The sequence below is a fragment of the Streptomyces sp. MRC013 genome, from assembly GCF_023614235.1.
Classification (GTDB): Bacteria; Actinomycetota; Actinomycetes; order Streptomycetales; family Streptomycetaceae; genus Streptomyces.
In genome coordinates this window covers 3,247,762-3,265,943 of the sequence record NZ_CP094264.1, presented here as the reverse complement: position 1 = coordinate 3,265,943, position 18,182 = coordinate 3,247,762, and the positions used below count along the sequence as shown (strand labels likewise).

Sequence of the window (18,182 nt, the reverse complement as noted above, 5' to 3'; positions counted from 1 at the left end):
CTCCAGGGTAGTGGGCGCCGGGAGGCGCCCCACCGTGCGGTAGCGTGCGGCGACCGGAGCGGCGCACGCGGCGGGGGCGGCCCTCCCCGGCGCGCGGCGGGGCCCGCGCCCCTCGCCGCGGCGGGGACGCGACCGTCCGTACGGGGCCCGGCGGCACCGCCGGCGAGGAGCGCGGCGCGGTCCCGCCCGCGTACGGGCCGAGGGGCTCCCCGGCCGCACCGGGCGGCCGGCGGGGCGGGAGGGCCGCCGGGCGCCGCGCCGCGTGTCCGTGTCCGCACGAGGTCCATCGGCGAGAGGTACGACATGAGCGAGGACGACAGGGACCGGGGACCCCGGCGGCGCCGGGGGGCGCGGTGGGCGGCCGTCGCGACGGCGGCGGCCGTGGTGGCCGGCGGGGCGTTCTGGCTGTCCGGCGGGTACGACGCCTGGAGCGGCGGCGGGCCCGCGCTGGACGGCGCCTGCGAGGGGCACCTCGCGGCCGACCCCGTGCGGGCGCTGCTGCCGGACTCCGCGCTGAGCGCTTCGAGCGAGCTGCGGCAGGACGGCTGGCGCTGCTCCGTCTCGGCCCCCGGCGGCGAGGCCGGGGTGGAGGTGCGGGTGCGCAACGCCGCGGAGCCGCTCGGGCCGGGGGCCCGGGCGGACCCCGGCGAGGGCGCCGTGCCGCTGGGCGGCGGGTGGACGGGGTCCTTCTCGTACGGCGCCGGCGCGGACGCCGCGCGGGGGCGGGCCGTGCTGCTGCTGGACTGCGGCGACGAGTCCGGCGACGGGCTGCTCGCGGTGGCGGACGGGCGGCTCGCGCGCGGGGCGTCCTTCGAGGACGGGGCGGCCCGGACGCGCCTGGTGTCCGCCCTGGCGGACACGGCCCGCTCGTACGCGCGGCGCACCGGCTGCACCGTGGGCCGCGCCGTGGAGGGGACGGTGCGGGACGTGGCGGTCCCCGTCGTGGACCCGCGGCGCCCGCTGGCCCGGGCGTCCGGGACGTGCCGGGGCGTCGTGGACGCGGCCACCGCGCGGCGGTGGGGCGCCGGTACGGCCGCCGAGACCCCGGCGCGGCCGGCGCCGGTGGAGCGGTGCGTGCTGGGGAGCGGCCTGGGGAGCCCGCTGTACACCTTCACGGCGTCCTACGGCCCGTACGGGGAGACGGCGCTGTCCGGCCGGGGCGGGGCGCTGCCGGCGAACGGCGCGGCCCGGTCGCCCTCGGGACGCTACCGGTTGACGGCGGAGTGCCCGGGGGCGGACGGGACGGGGGTGTACGAGATCGTGCCGGACGACGGGCTGGCGCTGGACCACGCGTCGCTGCGAACCGCGCTGAAGGCGTTCGCCGCGGCCTCCGCCGGCCTCCACCACTGCCGGCCCCCCGCCTGATCCCGGCGCGGCCGGACCGGGCCGGCCGGCGTGGCGCGGCCGGCCACCACGGCCCGGTGCGGCCCGGTCGGGTCAGGACGGGCGGCGGAGCTCCACCAGGAGCCAGCCGGTCAGGACGAGGAGCAGGGCCTGCGGGGCCGTGACCGGTACGGCGACCAGGACCGCGCTGCGTCCCTCCAGCAGGCCCCCGTAGCCCACCGCCGACAGGCCCAGGACGCCCAGCAGGCTCAGGGTGACACCCAGCGCCGCCGGCACCGCCGAACCGTAGTCGGAGGCCGAGGACGGGGCCGGGGCCTCCCGACGGGGCCGGGACCGGGGGCCGGGGAGGGGGCCGCACCGCGGGCGCGGGGGCGGGCGGGGCGCTCCGCCCGGTGGAAGAGGCGGACCAGCAGGGCCGTCACCGCCGCCGCCGACACCACCCGCACCGGCAGCTGCGCCCACCACGCGCCGGACGCCGGCTCCGGCAGCGGCACGCCCAGCGCGAGCATCGCGCCGTACACGCCGAGCATCGCCGTCAGGTGCCACAGGAACGCGGTCATGGCGATCCCGTTCGCCGCGACGACCACCCACCAGACGCGGGCCCGGGCGACGAGCCGCGTACCGGGGCCGCGCAGCAGCTCCACCGCCCCGACCAGCCACACCCCGTGGCACAGCAGGGCCAGCGTCGGGGGCGCCATGTTGGACACCTCCTCGCCGGGCATGCCCACCATCGACAGCGGGTACGGCCCGAGGGCGACCAGTGCCACCGCGCCGGCCAGCCCCGCCGAGGCGAGCGCCCGGGGGGCGCCCAGGCGGCCGTCCGCGCGGAGGAAGCCCAGCTGGTGGACGGCGAGCCACACGAGGGCGAAGTTCAGGAACCCGACGTACGGCACGTCCCCGGCGAACCGCAGCAGGTCCACCGCGGCCGCCCCGCCCGCCAACGCGGCGAAGGCGCCCCAGCCCCACCGCCGGTGGAGCCGCAGCAGCGGCGGGGCGAGTGCGACCATCGCCAGGTAGACGCCGACGAACCACAGGGGTTGCGTCACCAGGCGCAGCGCCGTACCGGTGAGCCCGTCGCCGTCTCCGGGCGACCGGACGGCGAGCGCGGCCACGCCCCACACCCCGGCGAACAGGACGGTCGGGCGCAGCAGCCGGCGCACCCGGCCGCGCACGAACGCGGCGTACCCGGGCCGGGACCGGTACGACAGGGCGTGCGCGAAGCCGCCCACGAAGAAGAACACCGGCATCACCTGGAGCCCCCAGGTGAGGACCTGGAGGGCGGGCACGACCGCGAGGAGGTTGCCGACCTTCCCGTCGGCGGTCACCGCGGCCATCAGCCAGTGCCCGAGGACGACCACCGCCAGGGACGCGACCCGCAGGAGGTCGACGTAGCGGTCCCTGGTGGCGGGGGTGGCGGCGGCGAGGTCGCGCGGCCCGGATCCCGTTCCCGTACGCAGCATGCGGGCCAGGTTCGCCCCCGACCGCAGGGGGCCGGGAGAGTACGCCTACTCAGTCGCGCGGTGAGTACCCGGGCGCCGGGCGCGCGGCCGGTGCGCGCCCGGCCCGGGCACGCGGTGAGCACCCGGGCCGGGCGCTCAGGCGGCGAGCACCCGGGCGCCGGGCGCGGGGGACGTGGCCGTGCGGGCCGTCCGGCACGTGCCGGACGCGATGAGGGCCGCCGCGACGGACTCCGCCGCCTCCCGGTCCTTGACGAGGAACGCCGTGGTGGGGCCGGACCCGGACACGATCCCGGCGAGCGCCCCGGCCGCCGTGCCCGCGGCGAGCGTCTCGGCGAGCGACGGGCGCAGGGACAGCGCGGCGGGCTGGAGGTCGTTGGCGAGGGCACCGGCGAGGGCGGCGGTGTCGCCGTCGCGCAGCGCGTCGAGGAGGACCGGGGAGGCGGCGGGCGCGGGGGCGCCGGGCCTCAGCCGGTCGAACTCGGCGTACACGGCGGGCGTGGACAGGCCGCCGTCGGCGACGGCGAACACCCAGTGGAAGGAGCCGCCGAGCGGAAGTTCGGTGAGGTGCTCGCCGCGACCGGTGCCCAGGGCCGCGCCGCCCACCAGGGAGAAGGGCACGTCACTCCCCAACTCGGCGCAGATTTCTAGGAGTTCGGCACGACTCGCACCGGTGCCCCACAGGGCGTCGCAGGCGAGGAGGGCGCCCGCGCCGTCGGCGCTGCCGCCCGCCATGCCGCCGGCGACGGGGATGTCCTTGGCGATGTGGAGGTGCACGTCGGGGGCGATGCCGTACCGGGCGGCGAGGAGTTCCGCGGCGCGCGCGGCGAGGTTGGTGCGGTCCAGGGGGACCTGGTCCGCGTCGGGGCCCTCGCAGGTGACGCGGAGGGAGTCGGCCGGGGCGGCGGTCACCTCGTCGTGGAGGGAGACGGCGAGGAAGACGTTGGCCAGGTCGTGGAAGCCGTCGGGGCGGGCGGGGCCGACCGCCAGCTGGACGTTGACCTTGGCCGGGACTCGTACGGTGACGCTCACGCTCGGGCCTCCGCGATACGGGCGAACTCTTCCACGGTCAGGGACTCCCCCCGCGCCTGGGGGAGACCCCGGCCGCGACGAGCGCGGCCTCGGCGGCGGCGGGCGATCCGGCCCAGCCGGCCAGCGCGGCGCGCAGGGTCTTGCGGCGCTGCGCGAACGCGGCGTCCACGACGGCGAAGACCTCGCGCTTGGTGGCGGTGGTCCCCGGCGGGTCGCGGCGCACCAGCGAGACGAGGCCGGAGTCGACGTTGGGCGCGGGCCAGAAGACGTTGCGGCCGATGGAACCGGCGCGCCTGACCTCCGCGTACCAGTTGGCCTTCACCGACGGCACGCCGTACACCTTGTTGCCGGGGCGGGCGGCGAGCCGGTCGGCGACCTCCGCCTGGACCATCACGAGGGTGCGCTCGACGGTCGGGAAGCGGTCGAGCATGTGCAGCAGCACGGGCACCGCGACGTTGTACGGCAGGTTCGCGACGAGCGCGGTGGGCGGCGGGCCGGGCAACTCCCGCACGTCCATGGCGTCGGCGTGGACCAGGGAGAAGCGGGTGGCCCGCTCGGGCGCGCGGGCGGTGATCGTGGCGGGCAGCGCCGCGGCGAGGGTGTCGTCGATCTCGACGGCCACGACGCGGTCCGCGGCCTCCAGCAGGGCGAGGGTGAGGGAGCCGAGTCCGGGCCCGACCTCCACGACGACGTCGTCGGGGCGTACCTCCGCGGTGCGGACGATGCGCCGGACGGTGTTGGCGTCGATGACGAAGTTCTGGCCGCGCTGCTTGGTGGGGCGCACCCCGAGGGCTGCGGCCAGTTCGCGGACGTCGGCGGGGCCGAGGAGTGCGTCGGGCTCAGTGGTGCTCACTGATACAGCCTACGGCCGCAGTGCGGCCACGGACTCGCCCCCCGTTGCGCGTAGAGCAGCTTCGCCCGGTATGTCTGCTCGGCGGCGGAGGCGTCCTGGGGGCGTCCGGTGCCGCCGACGGAGTGCCAGGTCCCGACGTCGAACTGGTAGAGGCCGCCGTACGTGCCGGAGGGGTCGACGGCGTCGGGGCGGCCGCCGGACTCGCACTGGGCGAGGGCGGCCCAGTCCAGGTCGTCGGCGCCGGCGGCGGGACCGGGGCGGGCCTGCGCCGTCCCGGAACCGGTCCGCGCCGTCCCGGTGCGGGGCGGCGCCGTCCCGGTGCGTGACCGGGGGCGCTCCAGGGTGCCGACGCGGACGACCCGGGCGACCGGCTCGCGGACCAGGGTGGCGCCGGTCCTGCGGGTGTGGCGGGGGACCCCGTCGACGGTGCAGGTCTCGTAGGTGAGGCGGCGCAGGCCGGGGCGGCCCTCCCGGTCCACGACCTCGGTGCCCCGGTACAGCTCGGGGTCCTCGACGCGGCGCACCTCGTACGGGACGGTCTCGTACCGGGTCTCGCGGTGGTCCCTGACGCGCAGGACGGTGACGGTCTGGCCGGCGCGGGGGAAGGCGCCGAGGGGCGCGGAGGTCGTGTCGCGGCCCCGGAGGGTGATCCGGGCGTGGCGGAGGGCCTCGGCGACGGTGGCGGCGTTGGTGCGGACGGTCCGCTCGCGGCCGTCGGCGCGGAACGTCACGGCGCGTTCGGTGCGTACGGCCAGGGCGAGCCCCTCACGGCCGATGCGAGCGGAGCGCGAGACGGACAGGTGCGCGCCCTCGGCGCGGACACCGAGGGCGCGCAGGGCCTCGTCCACCGTGCGGGCGGTGGTCCACACGCGGCGGGCGCGGCCGTCGAGGTCGAGCCGGAGTGGGCGGCCCCAGCGCACGACGACCTCCTCCCCGCCGGCCAGGGGCGTGCGGGGGGCGGGGACGACGAGGTCGTGCCGGCCGGTGGTGACGCCCTCGAGGGCGAGGAGCTCGCCCACGTCGTCGGCGAAGGTGTGGAGGGTGCGGGGCACGCCGTCCACACGGAGCCGGACCGTCTTGTGGTCGGCGGCGAGGACGGCGCCGCTCACGAGGACGGCGACGAATCCGGCGACCACGAGCACCTGCGGCACGAACCACCGCAACCGCCCCGGACCGGCCGGCCCGACCGCTCCGGCCGCCTCGGCCGCCTCGGCCCGTACGCGGCCGGGGGCGGCGGACGGAGCGGGCTTCGGGGGAGCGGGCTTCGGGGGAGCGGGCTTCGGCGGGGCGGGCGTGGGCGGGGTGGGCGTGGGTGGGGTGGGCTTCGACGGGGCGGGCGTAGGAGGAGCGGGCTTCGGCGGGGCGGGCTTCGGGGGAGCGGGCTTCGGCGGGGCGGGCTTCGGGGGAGCGGGCTTCGGCGGGGCGGACTTCGGTGAAGCAGGCTTCGACGGGGCGGACTTCGGTGAGGCCGACTTCCGAGCGACGCGGCTCGACGGGACGGGCGCGGACGAGGCCGACTTCGACGAACCCGACTTCGACGAAACAGACGCGGACGAAGCCGACTTCCGAACAGCACGGCCCGGCGACACGGACCCGGACGAGGCCGACTTCGACGAACCCGACTTCGACGAAACAGACGCGGACGAAGCCGACTTCCGAGCGGTACGGCCCGGCGGGGTGGATCGAGGTGCGGCCGGGTCCGGTCCGGTGGGATCAGGCGGGGCCCCGGGTCCGGGCGGGGCACCCGATTCGGGCGGGGCGGCGGGATCGGGCGGGGCCCCGGGTTCAGGCGGGGCGGCCGGTTCGAGCGGGATCCCGGTGTGCGGCGGGATGCCGGGCCCGGAGGCGGCCCGGGCGGTCCGGGTCGCGCGGAGCGGGGCCGTCGCACCGCGCGGGGAGGCGGTGCGGGCCGGGGAGGCGGCGCGGGCCGGGGAGGCGGCGCGCGGGGATGCGGCGCGGGCCGGGGACGAGGCGGGGGTCGGACGGCAGCGGTGTTCGCGAGAGGTCTTCACGAACCGGGGACCTTAGCCCACGGCGGTCACATAAACGTACCATTCGGCTACACAGCGTCGTGTCGCGATCCTCCGCCGCCCTCAGTAGGCGAACGCGCGAGCGGTGTTCTCCGCGATCGCCGCAGCCATCGCCTCCTCCCCGATCCCCCGCACGGCCGCCATGGCGCGGACGGTGACCGGGACGAGGTACGGGGCGTTCGGCCGGCCGCGGTACGGCGCGGGCGTCAGGAACGGCGCGTCCGTCTCGACCAGCACCAGTTCCAGCGGAGCCACCGCCAGGGCGTCGCGCAGCGGCTGGGCGTTCTTGAAGGTGACGTTCCCGGCGAACGACATGTAGTAGCCGCGTTCGGCGCAGACCCGCGCCATGTCGGCGTCGCCCGAATAGCAGTGGAAGACGGTCCGCTCCGGGGCGCCCTCCTCGGCGAGGACGCGCAGCACGTCCTCGTGGGCCTCGCGGTCGTGGATGACCAGGGCCTTGCCGTGCCGCTTGGCGATCTCGACGTGGGCGCGGAACGAGCGCTCCTGCGCCTCCTTGCCCTCGGGCCCCGTGCGGAAGAAGTCCAGCCCCGTCTCGCCCACGGCCTTCACCTGGTCGAGGGCGGCGAGCCGGTCGATCTCCGCCAGCGCGTCGTCGAGCGCGGCGTCCCCGCCGGCCTCGCGCGGGCCCTGCCGCGAGGAGGCTCCCTCCGGGTCGCCCAGCACGATGCGCGGCGCCTCGTTGGGGTGGAGGGCGACGGCGGCGTGGACGTTCGCGTACCGGGCGGCCGTCTCCGCCGCCCACCGCGAGCCCTCCAGGTCGCAGCCCACCTGGACCACGGTCTCGACGCCGACCAGCCCGGCCTTGACCAGTGCCTCCTCGACGGTCGGGCCCTGCATGTCGAGGTGGGTGTGGGAGTCGGCCACGGCGACGGGCAGGGGCTCGGGCAGCGGCGGCGGGGCGTCCTTGGAACTCATGCCCCGATCGTACGGAAGACCGGGACGCCCACCCCTCCCGGTCCCGCCCGCCCCTCCCGGTCCCACCCGCCCCTCCCGTTCCGGCGGGTCAGCCGCGGTGGAAGAGGTGCGGCAGGCGGCGTCGGCGCGGCTCCGGCCCGCCCACCCGCGTCGCCCCGGACCGCTCGGCCCCCGGGCCCGACACGGGGTCCGCGTCGGCCGGCGGCCTCTCCTCCAGCTCCTGGCCGATCGGCCCGGTCGTCGCCACCGGAGCGGCCCTCCGGAGGGTGGCGCCGGACCCCTCGTGCCGGGGTTCGCCGTGGTCGAGCACGACCGAGATCCGGCCGGAACCCATGATCCGCACGACGTTGCGCCCGCAGTTGGGGCACGCCGGCTTCGACAGGGGCGACGGCACGCGCCGGCCCTCGCTGCGGTAGACGACGAAGTCCTGACCGGTGACGTCGGTGTGGTGCTCGATGTCGTACGCCTGCTCCCAGCCGTACCCGCACCTCATGCAGGTGAAGGCGTACGCCTCGTGACCGACCGGGACGCCGGAGGTCTCGCTCATGCCGGCTCCTTCCCGCCGCCGCGGGGGACGCCTTCGCGGGCGGCCTGCCTCAACGGGTGAGGACTGTGCTTCTCACGATAGCCTTTTATCCGCTTTCGGGTGATTTCCTTCCGCGTTCTTCGCGGCGACGACCGCGTCGAACACCTCCCGCTTGGGCAGCCCCGCCTCGACGGCGACGGCGGCGATGGCCTCCTTGCGCCGCTCCCCCGCCTCCTCCCGCACCCGGACCCGGCGGACCAGTTCGGCCGCGTCGAGGTCGGCGGGCCCGGACTCGGGGGCCCCCTCGACGACGACGGTGATCTCCCCCCCGCACGCCCTCGGCGGCCCACGCGGCCAGCTCCCCGAGGCCGCCGCGCCTGACCTCCTCGTACGTCTTGGTCAGCTCCCGGCACACGGCGGCGCGCCGGTCGGCGCCGAACACCTCGGCCATCGCGGCGAGCGTGTCGTCGAGGCGGTGCGGGGCCTCGAAGTAGACGAGCGTGCGGCGCTCGGCGGCGACCTCCCGCAGCCGGCCCAGCCGCTCCCCCGCCTTGCGGGGCAGGAAGCCCTCGAAGCAGAACCGGTCGACGGGCAGGCCGGACAGGGCGAGGGCGGTGAGCACGGCGGACGGGCCGGGCACGGCGGTGACCCTGACGTCCCGCTCGACGGCGGCGGCGACCAGCCGGTAACCGGGGTCGGAGACGGACGGCATGCCCGCGTCGGTGACCAGCAGCACCCGGGCGCCGCCCGCGAGGGCCTCGACCAGCTCCGGGGTGCGCGCCGCCTCGTTGCCCTCGAAGTACGACACGACCCGGCCGCGCGGCTGCACGCCGAGGGCCTGGGTGAGGCGCCGCAGCCGGCGGGTGTCCTCGGCGGCGACGACGTCGGCCCCGGCCAACTCGGCGGCGAGGCGGGGCGGGGCGTCGGCGACGTCACCGATCGGGGTACCTGCGAGTACGAGCGTTCCTGTCACGGGGCCATCCTCGCAGCCGGACGGGCGGCGCGGTCCGGTGGAGCCCCACCGGCGCCCCACCCGACGGGCACGACACGACCCGACCGACCCCACCCGACGGGCACGACACGACCGGGCGAGTCCCACGGGCGCGTTCCCTACGATGGCGCGGTGACCAGTACTGCGCCTCAGGCCCTGCACGGACAGGACGGCCCGGGCGGGCCCACCGCCTCCCTCGGGCGCCGTGAGCCGCCTCCCTGGGAGCGGCGCCTGCGCCGGTTCGGGTACGTCCCGCGCACGGTGCCGGGCCTGCGGGAGCGGCTGGTGCCGCCGTACGCCGGTGCGCCTCTCCGCCCGCGGGGCGGGTTCGGGCTGCCGCCCCGGGTGGCGCGGGCGCTGGTGCGCCTGGCGCCGTGGGGCGGGCCGCTGCTCGTCGCGCTGGTCGCGGGGGTGCTGCGGTTCTGGAACCTGGGGTCGCCGCACGCGGTCATATTCGACGAGACGTACTACGCCAAGGACGCCTGGGCGCTGATCCACAACGGCTACGAGGGCTCGTGGCCCAAGGACGTCGACAAGGCCGTCCTGAAGGACCCCGGCGCGGTCCCGATCCCGGTGGAGCCGGGCTACGTGGTGCACCCGCCGGTCGGCAAGTGGGTCATCGGGTTCGGCGAGTGGCTGTTCGGGTTCGAGCCGTTCGGCTGGCGCTTCATGGTGGCCGTGTGCGGCACCCTGTCGGTGCTGGTGCTGTGCCGGATCGGGCGGCGGCTGTTCCGGTCGACGTTCCTCGGTTGCCTGGCGGGCGGCCTGCTCGCCGTGGACGGGCTGCACTTCGTGATGAGCCGTGCGGCCCTCCTCGACCAGGTGCTGATGTTCTTCGTGCTGGCGGCGTTCGGCTGCCTGCTGGTGGACCGGGACCGGTCGCGGCGGCGGCTCGCGGCGGCCCTGCCGGTCGACGCGGACGGGGTGCTGCGGCCGGACGCCCGGATCGCGGAGACCCTGCGGCTCGGCTGGCGGCCGTGGCGGCTGGCGGCCGGGGTGACGCTGGGCCTGGCGGCGGCGACCAAGTGGAACGGCCTGTACGTCATGGCCGCGTTCGGGCTGCTGACGGTGGCGTGGGACGTGGGCGCCCGGCGCACGGCCGGCGCCCACCGGCCGTACGCGGCGGTGCTGCGGCGGGACGTGCTGCCGGCGTTCGTCTCGACGGTGCCGGTGGCGCTGGCCGCGTACGTCGCCTCCTGGACCGGGTGGATCCTGTCGGACAGGGGTTACTTCCGGACCTGGGCGTCGACCGGCGGGGGCCGGGACAGCTCCTGGTCGTGGCTGTTCCCCGACTGGTGGCGCAGCCTGTGGCACTACGAGTCGGAGGTGTACACCTTCCACGTCAACCTCACGTCGGGCCACACCTACGAGTCGAACCCGTGGAGCTGGATCGTCCTGGGCCGCCCCGTGTCGTACTTCTACGAGTCGCCCGCGCCGGGCCGGGACGGCTGCCCGGCGGACGCGGCGGAGAAGTGCGCGCGCGAGGTCCTCGCGATCGGCACGCCGCTGCTGTGGTGGGCGGCCTGCTTCGCCCTGCTGTACGTGGTGTGGCGCTGGTTCTTCCGCCGCGACTGGCGCGCCGGGGCGATCGCCTGCGCGGTCGCGGCCGGGTGGGCGCCGTGGTTCCTCTACCAGGAGCGGACCATCTTCCTCTTCTACGCGGTGGTGTTCGTCCCGTTCCTGTGCCTGGCGGTCGCCATGATGATCGGCGCGATGCTCGGCCCGGCCGCGCCCCCGCCGGGTCCGGACGGCGCCCCCGACCCCGACGGCCGCGCGGACCGCCGCCGCGCGGTCGGCGCCATCGGCGCGGGCGTCCTGGTCCTGCTGATCGTGTGGAACTTCATCTACTTCTGGCCCCTCTACACCGGCCAGACGATCCCCATGGACCAGTGGCGGGCCCGGATGTGGCTGGACACGTGGGTGTGAGGGTCCGCGGTTGATCCCGTTCGGATAACGGGCGTGCAGACGTTCGACCGCGCGGCGTAGGGTCTCCGGTCGGGGGATCACGAGCGCGTTCGGGGAACGCGCCGGCGGAGGGGAACCGCGACCATGCGCAGCGGAGTGAGAACGGCGGTCGTCGGCGGGGTGTTCGCCGTCGTCGCCGGAGGCGTCGGGTACGGGGCGTACAACCTGTGGGACGGGTTGACCGGTGGCAGGACCACCGCCGCGTCGGCCGACGGCGCGTCCCGGCGCACCGGGCCCGTCACGGCCGAGGAGGTCGAGGCGACGGCGAAGGGCTTCCTCGCCGCGTGGGCGAAGGGCGACGCGGCCGGGGCGGCCCGGTTCACCGACGACCCGGTCGCGGCGCAGTCCGCGCTGGCCGGGTACCTGACGGAGACCCACATCGGGGGTATGAGGGCCGCGGCCGGGGCGCCCGAGGGGACGGCGGTGCCGTTCACGGTGAGCGCCGTCGTCTCGTACGGGGGCGCACGGGTCCCGTGGACGTACACGTCGCGCCTCGGCGTCGTGCGGGGGCTCTCCACCGGGCAGCCGCGCGTCGACTGGTCGCCGGCCGTCATGCACCCGGAGCTGAAGGACGGCCGGGCACTGCGGGTGACCTCCTCCGGCGCCCCCGCCGTCCGGGCACTCGACCGCAACGGGGCGGAGCTGACGGCGGAGCGGTACCCGTCGCTCCGGCCGGTCCTGGACGAGCTGCGCCAGCGGTACGGCGCCGAGGCGGGCGGCACCTCGGGCGTGGAGCTCGTCGTCTCCGGCGAGGGCGACGCGGCGGACCGGACCCTGCTGACGCTGCGCGAGGGCGAGCCGGGCGAGGTCCGCACGACGCTGGACGCCGGGGTGCAGGCCGCCGCCGAGAAGGCGGTGAAGCGGTACCCCGAGTCCTCGGTGGTCGCGATCAAGCCGAGCACGGGCGAGGTGCGGGCGGTCGCCAACAACCGGAAGGACGGCTGGAACGCGGCGTTCCTCGGCAGGCAGGCGCCCGGCTCCACGATGAAGATCGTCACGGCGGCGCTGCTGCTGGAGAAGGGCCTCGTGGCCGCGGACCGGGCCGCGCAGTGCCCCGCCGAGGCGATGTACCAGGGCACCGCGTTCCGCAACCTCGACGGCTTCTCCATCGACGGCGGGACCTTCCGGGAGAGCTTCGCCCGCTCCTGCAACACCGCCTTCGTCAAGCTCATCGACGACGTGGGCGACGACGCCGCCCTCGGGAAGGAGGCGCGGGACGTCTTCGGCATCGGGCTGGAGTGGCGGACGGGCGTGCCCTCCTCGGACGGTTCGGTGCCGGCCGAGACGGGCGGGGTGGCCGCCGCCCAGTACATCGGCCAGGGCACCGTCCAGATGAACGCCCTGAACATCGCCTCCGTCACGGCGACCGCGAAGAGCGGCGTCTTCAGGCAGCCGGTCGTCGTCCCGGCCTCCCTCGACGGCCGGGAGATCGCCCGGACGCCCCGCGGTCTGGACCCCTCGGCCGCCCGCCAGTTGCGCGACATGATGCGCGCGACCGCCCGCGGCCACGGCACGGGCGCGAAGGCGATGGCCGGGGTGAGCGGCGACAAGGGCGCGAAGACCGGCTCCGCGGAGGTGGACGACCAGGGGCGGCCGAACAGCTGGTTCGCCGGGTTCGCCGACGACCTGGCCGCCGCGGCCGTCGTCCAGGCGGCCGGCCACGGCGGCGACGCGGCGGGCCCGCTGGTGGCGTCCGTGCTGAACGCCCGCTGAGCGGCGGCTTCCGAAGGCCGCGCCGGCGCCCCGCCGGCCCGGTGTGCGGTGAGCGGACTCCGGCGGGGGACCCGCGGCCGGGGAGCGCCCTCGGAGGGCTCGCCGGGCCGCGGGAGCGCCGGGCCGCACGGATCCCACGACACCGGTCGGCGACGGGGCCGACCGGCCCTCGGTGTGCCGCGAAGCGCTGCGTGCGGCCACGCCACCCGGTGGCCGGAGCGGCAGCCGGACTGCCGGGGACGGGCCCGGCGCGACCGGAGCCGGTACGGGTGACCGGCTCCGGTGCGGGCGGGCGGGGGTCTCCGGGGCCCGCCCGTCAGGGGAGGTGACGGTCGCTCGTGCCGTTCAGGAGGGTGTAGGTGGAGAGGGAGGCGTAGTCGATCCGGTCCTGGTGGGCCTGTAAGCGCCGTCGCTGCTCGATGAGAAGGCCCTCGACGTCCTCCGTAGGGTGGTCGCCCCGTCGCAGGAGCACGAAGATCAGGGCCAGGGCCGTCGCGACGAGCAGACCCAGGAACATGCCGATTTCCATCACGGGTGACTCCTCTGAGTGACTGCACGTCATTCCACGGTAACAACGCGGTCGCGGCGGGCGCGAAGGGGTTTCCACCGGTGACCGGGGAGAACCGGCCTGCCGGCCGCCGCTTCCTCCGGCGGCCGCGCCGGGCGACGGGCGGGGCGCGACGGCGGCGCCGGGCCGGCTCGGGCCGAGTCGGGCCAGGTCGGACCGGGTCGGACCGAGGCGGGTCGGGTCGGGTCCGGCCGGGTGGGGTCGGGCCCGACCGGGTCGGATCAGGTCAAATGAAGTCGGGTCCGGTCCGGGCGTCCGCGCGTCACCGCACGCCGCCGGCGGCACTCCCGGAAAAGCCTTCGCCCCTCCCGCCGCACGGCACTAGCGTCACCTGTCATGACCACTGCGCCCGCCGCCCTGCAGACGATCCACGGCGTCCCCGTCTGGACGTGCCCCGCCGAGGGCGCGCCGGTCGCGGGTGAACGGGACGCCCTGGACCTGATCGGCGACGCCGGTTACTGGGGCGCCCGGTGGGTCGTCGTCCCGGTCGCGCGGTTCGACGAGGCGTTCTTCCGGCTGCGCACGCGGGTGGCGGGCGACATCGTCCAGAAGTTCGCGAACTACCGCATGGGGCTCGTCGTGCTCGGGGACGTCTCCGGGCGTACGGCGGAGAGTCCGGCGCTGCGGGACTTCGTCCGCGAGTGCAACCGGGGCACCCAGGCGTGGTTCCTCCCGGACCTGCGGGACCTGGCCGACCGCCTGGAGCCCTGAGGCTCCGGGCCCCGTCCCCGCGGGGACCGCCCGTGCTCGCCGCTCCGGCTCGCGCCCGGCAGGCCCGGGTGCCCCGCGCGGAGCCGCGAGCACGCCGCGCACCCGGCGGCCGGGCGTCCGCCGCCCGAGAGCCGGACGCCTCCCCCGGCCACCCGCGCCCCGGGCCGCCCGCCTCCCCCGGTCCGCTCAGCCGACCGCCCCGGCCACCGCCCGCACCAGGGCCTGCGCCCGCGGGTCCGCCGTCACGTTCCCGCGCATGCCGTTGGTGACGTAGCCCAGGGCGATGCCCGTCTCCGGGTCCGCGAAGGCCAGGGAGCCGCCGCGGCCCGGGTGGCCGAAGGAGCCGGGACCCAGGAGCGGGCAGGCCGGGCCGTGCAGCATGTAGCCCAGGCCGAAGCGGGTGGGGACCACCAGGACGCGGTCGGGGCCCGCCGACTCCTCGGTGCGGGCCATCGCCAGGGTCGCCGGGGCGAACAGGCGGTGGCCGTCCACCGGGCCGAGCAGCGCCGCGTAGAAGCGGGCCAGGGCGCGGGCCGTGGCGATGCCGCCCGAGCCGGGCAGGCCCGCCGCGCGGTACTCGGGCGCGTTCTCGTCCGGCGCCGGGTCGATCACCGAGAACGCCCGCCGCGTCAGCGACCCGGGGTCCCGGTACGCCTCCGCCACCGACCGCTTCGGGCGCAGCACCAGCCCGCCGGAGACCGAGGCGGGCGGCTCGTCGAGGCGGCCGATGCGGCCCACCCGGTGCGCCTCCTCCTCGGGCAGGCCCAGCCACAGGTCGAGGCCGAGGGGGCGGGCCACCTCCTCCGCGATCCACCGCCCGATGGGCCGCCCCGTGACGCGCCGCACCAGGGCGGCCAGCAGCCAGCTGTAGGTGTGCGCGTGGTAGCCGTGCCCGGTGCCGGGCTCCCACGCGGGGGCCTGGGCGGCGACCGCCGCCGCCGCCCGTTCGAAGCGGCCCCCCGCGTCCAGCGCGTCCTCCGGCCGCAGGGGCGCGTCCAGCACGGGGACGCCCGCGCGGTGCGCGAGCAGGTGCCGTACGCGCGTCCGCTCCTTGCCCGCCTCCTTGAACTCCGGCCAGTACGTGCCGACCGGCGCGTCCAGGTCGATCTGGCCGCGCTGGTGCAGCAGCAGCGGTACCGCCGCGGCGACGCCCTTCGTCGCGGACCGCACCACCTGCGCGGTGTCCACGGCCCACGGGGCCGTGCCGTCCACGTCGCGCGTGCCGGCCCACAGGTCGACGACCTTGCGGCCGTCCCGGTACACGGCGACCGCCGCGCCGCGCTCCCCGCGCTGCTCGAAGTTGCGCGTGAACGCGTCCTTCACCGGCTCGAAGCCGGGGTCCACGGTGCCCTGGACGTCCACCTCTGCACGCACTCCCTCTCGGGTTCGGGGTCGCTCACCCCATGGTGCAACGGCTCAGCGCGGGCCCGGGCCCCGGGGCGGCCCCACGGCCGGGTCGAAGCCGAACGGCAGCTCCAGGCGGTGCCGGCGCATCAGCTCCCCGTCCGCGAGCAGCTCGCCGGTCGGGGCGTCCGCCGCGATGACGCCCTCGCTGAGGACCACCGACCGGGGGCACAGCTCCAGCGCGTACGGCAGGTCGTGGGTGACCATGAGGACCGTGACGTCCAGCGACCGCAGGACGTCGGCCAGTTCGCGGCGGGAGGCCGGGTCCAGGTTGGACGACGGCTCGTCCAGGACGAGGATCTCCGGTTCCATCGCGAGGACCGTGGCGACCGCGACCCGGCGCCGCTGCCCGAACGACAGGTGGTGCGGGGGCCGGTCCGCGTACCCGGCCATGCCCACCCGCTCCAGGGCCCGCGCCACCACGGCGTCCAGTTCGGCGCCGCGCACGCCGGCCGCCGCCGGGCCGAACGCCACGTCCTCCCGGACGGTCGGCATGAACAGCTGGTCGTCGGGGTCCTGGAAGACGATGCCGACCCGGCGGCGGATCTCCGCCAGGTTCGCCGGCCCGACGGGCAGGCCCGCCACCGAGACCGTGCCCGCCCCGGCGGCGAGGATGCCGTTCAGGTGGAGGACGAGGGTCGTCTTGCCGGCGCCGTTCGGCCCGAGCAGCGCGACGCGCTCGCCGCGCTCCACGGTCAGGTCGACGCCGAACAGCGCCTGGTGCCCGTCCGGGTAGGCGTAGGCCAGGCCCCGCACCTCCAGCGACGGCACGAAGGACAGGGACGGGGCGGGGGGCCGGGGCGGCGGTGTCGTCATAGCGCCCATCCCAGCAGACACACGGCGAGCGCCGTCAGCGGGAGGGCCGTGGCCCTGCGCCACTGCGCGCCCGTCGCCGTGACCTCGTCGACCACGGGCACGGTGCCGGTGTAGCCGCGGCTCACCATCGCCAGGTGGACGCGCTCGCCGCGTTCGTACGCGCGGATGAACAGGGCGCCCGCCGACCTGGCCAGGACGCCCCAGTGGCGGACGCCCCGCGCCTCGAAGCCGCGCGAGCGGCGGGCGACGGACATGCGGCGCATCTCGTCGGTGATCACGTCCCCTTACCGGACCATGAAGGCGGCGATCTGGACGAGTGTCGGGGGCAGCCTCAGCCGCTGCAGGCCCAGCAGCAGCTCCCGCAGCTCCGTCACCGCCGCGAGCAGCACGGACGCGGCGACCCCGAGCGTGCCCTTGGCCAGCACGTTCCACGCGTCCCACAGGCCCGGGACGGAGACGTCGACCCCGAGGACGGCGACCGTCCCGCCCGGTACGACGAACGGCATCAGGAACGCGAAGGCGACGAACGGGATCTCGATCGCGAGCCGCTTCAGCAGGTACCCGGCCGGTACCCGGGCCGCCCGGGCCACCGCCGCGAGCAGCAGCGCGTAGGCGCCGAAGGCCCACACCGCCTCGCGGGGCGTGGACGCGACGACGAGGACGAAGCCGAGGACGGCGACGATCTTGGTGTGCGCGGGCAGGGCGTGGACGGGCGAGTGGGCGTGCCGGTAGAGCCTGTGGGCGTGGCCGGCGCCCACGTCAGGCGGTTTCCGCCGGGTGGGCGGCCCGGGTCGCGGCGGGCGCGCGGCGCTGGCGTGCCGCCCAGAACACGCCCGTGCCGAGGGCGAGCGTCGCGCCGACGCCGATGGTGCCCGCCAGCCCCCCGGACAGGCGGGCGTCGTCGAGGTCCCTCACGCCGTAGTCGGCGAGCGGGGAGTCCGCCGCGGCGTGCTCCCGGACCTCCCGGTCGATGCCGTGGTCGGCGGCGACCTTCTCCAGGCCGTCGGGGCTCGCGGAGGCGTAGAAGGAGACGAACCCGGCCAGGAGGACCGACGCGGCGAGGCCCGCGGCCCACACCCGGCGCGTGCCGGCGGCGGCCGGGGCGGGGCGCGGGGCGGGCGCGGCGTCGACCGGTTCGCCGCCGACCCGGAGCTTCAGCGGCGCGGACAGGCCGCGCGCGCCGTACACGAGGTCGGGGCGGACGGCGAGGACCGCGCCGACCGTCGCCGCCGTGATGAGGGCCTCGCCGACGCCGATCAGCGCGTGCACGCCGAGCATGGCGGCGAGGACCCGCCCGACGGGCACGTCGGTGGTGCCGCCGACCGCGTGGATCAGCGTGAACGCCGCCGCCGACGCCGGTACGGAGACGAACGCCGCCGCGAACGTGGCGGCCGTCACCGAGCGGCGGGTGCGCGGCAGCGCCTTCACCAGGGGGCGGAACAGGCCGTAGGCGGTGAGGACCGTGACGCCGCCCATGACCGTGACGTTGACGCCGAGCGCGGTGAGCCCGCCGTCCGCGAAGAGCAGGCCCTGCATCAGCAGGACGACCGCGATGCACAGCAGGCCGGTCCACGGGCCGACGAGTATCGCGGCGAGCGCGCCGCCCAGGAGATGGCCGCTGGTGCCGGCGGCCACCGGGAAGTTCAGCATCTGGACGGCGAAGACGAACGCGGCGACGAGGCCCGCCAGCGGCGCGGTCCGCTCCTCCCCCAGTTCGCGGCGCGCGCCGCGCAGGCCCGCCGCGACGGCGCCCACGGCGACGAGGCCGGCGGCCGCGGACACGGGCGCGTTGATGAATCCGTCGGGTACATGCATGGAGGGACCGCTTTCGGACGT

General features: G+C 76.9%; 15 protein-coding genes and 3 pseudogenes. 5 read left to right on the top strand and 13 right to left on the bottom strand.

From position 1 onward, the window contains the following. Positions 1–303: 303 nt before the first annotated feature. The gene (locus LUW75_RS15020; protein WP_250336068.1) at positions 304–1,365 is read left to right on the top strand and encodes a hypothetical protein; all 1,062 of its coding nucleotides are present in this window, start codon (positions 304–306) and stop codon (positions 1,363–1,365) included. 72 nt (positions 1,366–1,437) lie between these two features. Here LUW75_RS15020 and LUW75_RS24980 read toward each other — a convergent pair whose 3' ends face one another. From LUW75_RS24980 to LUW75_RS15000, 5 genes and pseudogenes are all read right to left on the bottom strand, one after another. Then, a complete protein-coding gene (locus LUW75_RS24980; protein ID WP_462933741.1) occupies positions 1,438–1,620 on the bottom strand; it encodes a hypothetical protein in 183 nt (60 codons plus the stop codon). Next, on the bottom strand, positions 1,593–2,804 hold the full coding sequence (locus LUW75_RS15015; protein ID WP_462933740.1) for an acyltransferase family protein: 1,212 nt from the start codon (positions 2,802–2,804) through the stop codon (positions 1,593–1,595). Before LUW75_RS15015 ends, LUW75_RS24980 begins: the two co-directional genes overlap by 28 nt. A 135-nt stretch (positions 2,805–2,939) precedes the next feature. Continuing rightward, positions 2,940–3,833, bottom strand: coding sequence for a 4-(cytidine 5'-diphospho)-2-C-methyl-D-erythritol kinase (locus LUW75_RS15010; RefSeq protein WP_250336067.1), 894 nt, complete (start codon positions 3,831–3,833; stop codon positions 2,940–2,942). After that, positions 3,830–4,686, bottom strand: a pseudogene (gene rsmA / locus LUW75_RS15005) (16S rRNA (adenine(1518)-N(6)/adenine(1519)-N(6))-dimethyltransferase RsmA). The gene LUW75_RS15010 and the pseudogene rsmA overlap by 4 nt, the downstream one beginning before the upstream one ends. Next, complete coding sequence (locus LUW75_RS15000; RefSeq protein ID WP_462933739.1) at positions 4,683–5,837, bottom strand: ubiquitin-like domain-containing protein; 1,155 nt, start codon at positions 5,835–5,837, stop codon at positions 4,683–4,685. The pseudogene rsmA and the gene LUW75_RS15000 overlap by 4 nt, the downstream one beginning before the upstream one ends. Between LUW75_RS15000 and LUW75_RS24680 the strand changes: the two genes are divergently transcribed. Beyond that, positions 5,719–6,714: a pentapeptide repeat-containing protein gene (locus LUW75_RS24680; protein WP_349816421.1), complete on the top strand. Its 996-nt coding sequence runs from the start codon at positions 5,719–5,721 to the stop codon at positions 6,712–6,714. The two genes, LUW75_RS15000 and LUW75_RS24680, sit on opposite strands and share 119 nt — an antisense overlap. Before the next feature lie 65 nt (positions 6,715–6,779). On the opposite strand, the gene LUW75_RS14995 is transcribed toward LUW75_RS24680, so the two are convergent. The 3 genes and pseudogenes from LUW75_RS14995 to rsmI form a co-directional block, all read right to left on the bottom strand. Beyond that, positions 6,780–7,652, bottom strand: coding sequence for a TatD family hydrolase (locus LUW75_RS14995; protein ID WP_250336066.1), 873 nt, complete (start codon positions 7,650–7,652; stop codon positions 6,780–6,782). An 88-nt stretch (positions 7,653–7,740) separates the two neighbouring features. Next, positions 7,741–8,199, bottom strand: coding sequence for a hypothetical protein (locus tag LUW75_RS14990; RefSeq protein ID WP_250336065.1), 459 nt, complete (start codon positions 8,197–8,199; stop codon positions 7,741–7,743). A gap of 72 nt (positions 8,200–8,271) precedes the next feature. Next, positions 8,272–9,151, bottom strand: a pseudogene (rsmI, locus tag LUW75_RS14985) (16S rRNA (cytidine(1402)-2'-O)-methyltransferase). A gap of 150 nt (positions 9,152–9,301) precedes the next feature. On the opposite strand from rsmI, the gene LUW75_RS14980 reads away from it, so the two are divergent. Beyond that, positions 9,302–11,095 carry a dolichyl-phosphate-mannose--protein mannosyltransferase gene (locus LUW75_RS14980; protein WP_250336064.1) on the top strand — a complete coding sequence of 598 codons (1,794 nt, stop codon included), beginning with the start codon at positions 9,302–9,304 and terminating at the stop codon, positions 11,093–11,095. 123 nt (positions 11,096–11,218) lie between these two features. Then, complete coding sequence (locus LUW75_RS14975) at positions 11,219–12,847, top strand: penicillin-binding transpeptidase domain-containing protein (protein WP_250336063.1); 1,629 nt, start codon at positions 11,219–11,221, stop codon at positions 12,845–12,847. A 316-nt stretch (positions 12,848–13,163) separates the two neighbouring features. Here the strand turns inward: LUW75_RS14975 and LUW75_RS14970 are convergent, their stop codons facing one another. Further along, positions 13,164–13,376, bottom strand: coding sequence for a hypothetical protein (locus LUW75_RS14970; protein ID WP_250336062.1), 213 nt, complete (start codon positions 13,374–13,376; stop codon positions 13,164–13,166). Positions 13,377–13,751: 375 nt separating this feature from the next. On the opposite strand from LUW75_RS14970, the gene LUW75_RS14965 reads away from it, so the two are divergent. Continuing rightward, positions 13,752–14,126 (top strand): DUF4180 domain-containing protein, encoded by a 375-nt coding sequence (locus LUW75_RS14965; RefSeq protein ID WP_250336061.1) that lies wholly within the window; start codon positions 13,752–13,754, stop codon positions 14,124–14,126. A 186-nt stretch (positions 14,127–14,312) separates the two neighbouring features. Here LUW75_RS14965 and LUW75_RS14955 read toward each other — a convergent pair whose 3' ends face one another. The 4 genes and pseudogenes from LUW75_RS14955 to LUW75_RS14940 form a co-directional block, all read right to left on the bottom strand. Continuing rightward, positions 14,313–15,488: a serine hydrolase domain-containing protein gene (locus LUW75_RS14955; protein WP_250336060.1), complete on the bottom strand. Its 1,176-nt coding sequence runs from the start codon at positions 15,486–15,488 to the stop codon at positions 14,313–14,315. A gap of 54 nt (positions 15,489–15,542) precedes the next feature. Continuing rightward, positions 15,543–16,346: an energy-coupling factor ABC transporter ATP-binding protein gene (locus tag LUW75_RS14950; RefSeq protein ID WP_250336059.1), complete on the bottom strand. Its 804-nt coding sequence runs from the start codon at positions 16,344–16,346 to the stop codon at positions 15,543–15,545. Next, positions 16,343–17,104 (bottom strand): annotated as a pseudogene (gene cbiQ / locus LUW75_RS14945) (cobalt ECF transporter T component CbiQ). Before cbiQ ends, LUW75_RS14950 begins: the two are co-directional and overlap by 4 nt. 1 nt (position 17,105) lies before the next feature. Further along, positions 17,106–18,161 (bottom strand): energy-coupling factor ABC transporter permease, encoded by a 1,056-nt coding sequence (locus LUW75_RS14940; RefSeq protein WP_250336058.1) that lies wholly within the window; start codon positions 18,159–18,161, stop codon positions 17,106–17,108. Positions 18,162–18,182: the final 21 nt, after the last annotated feature.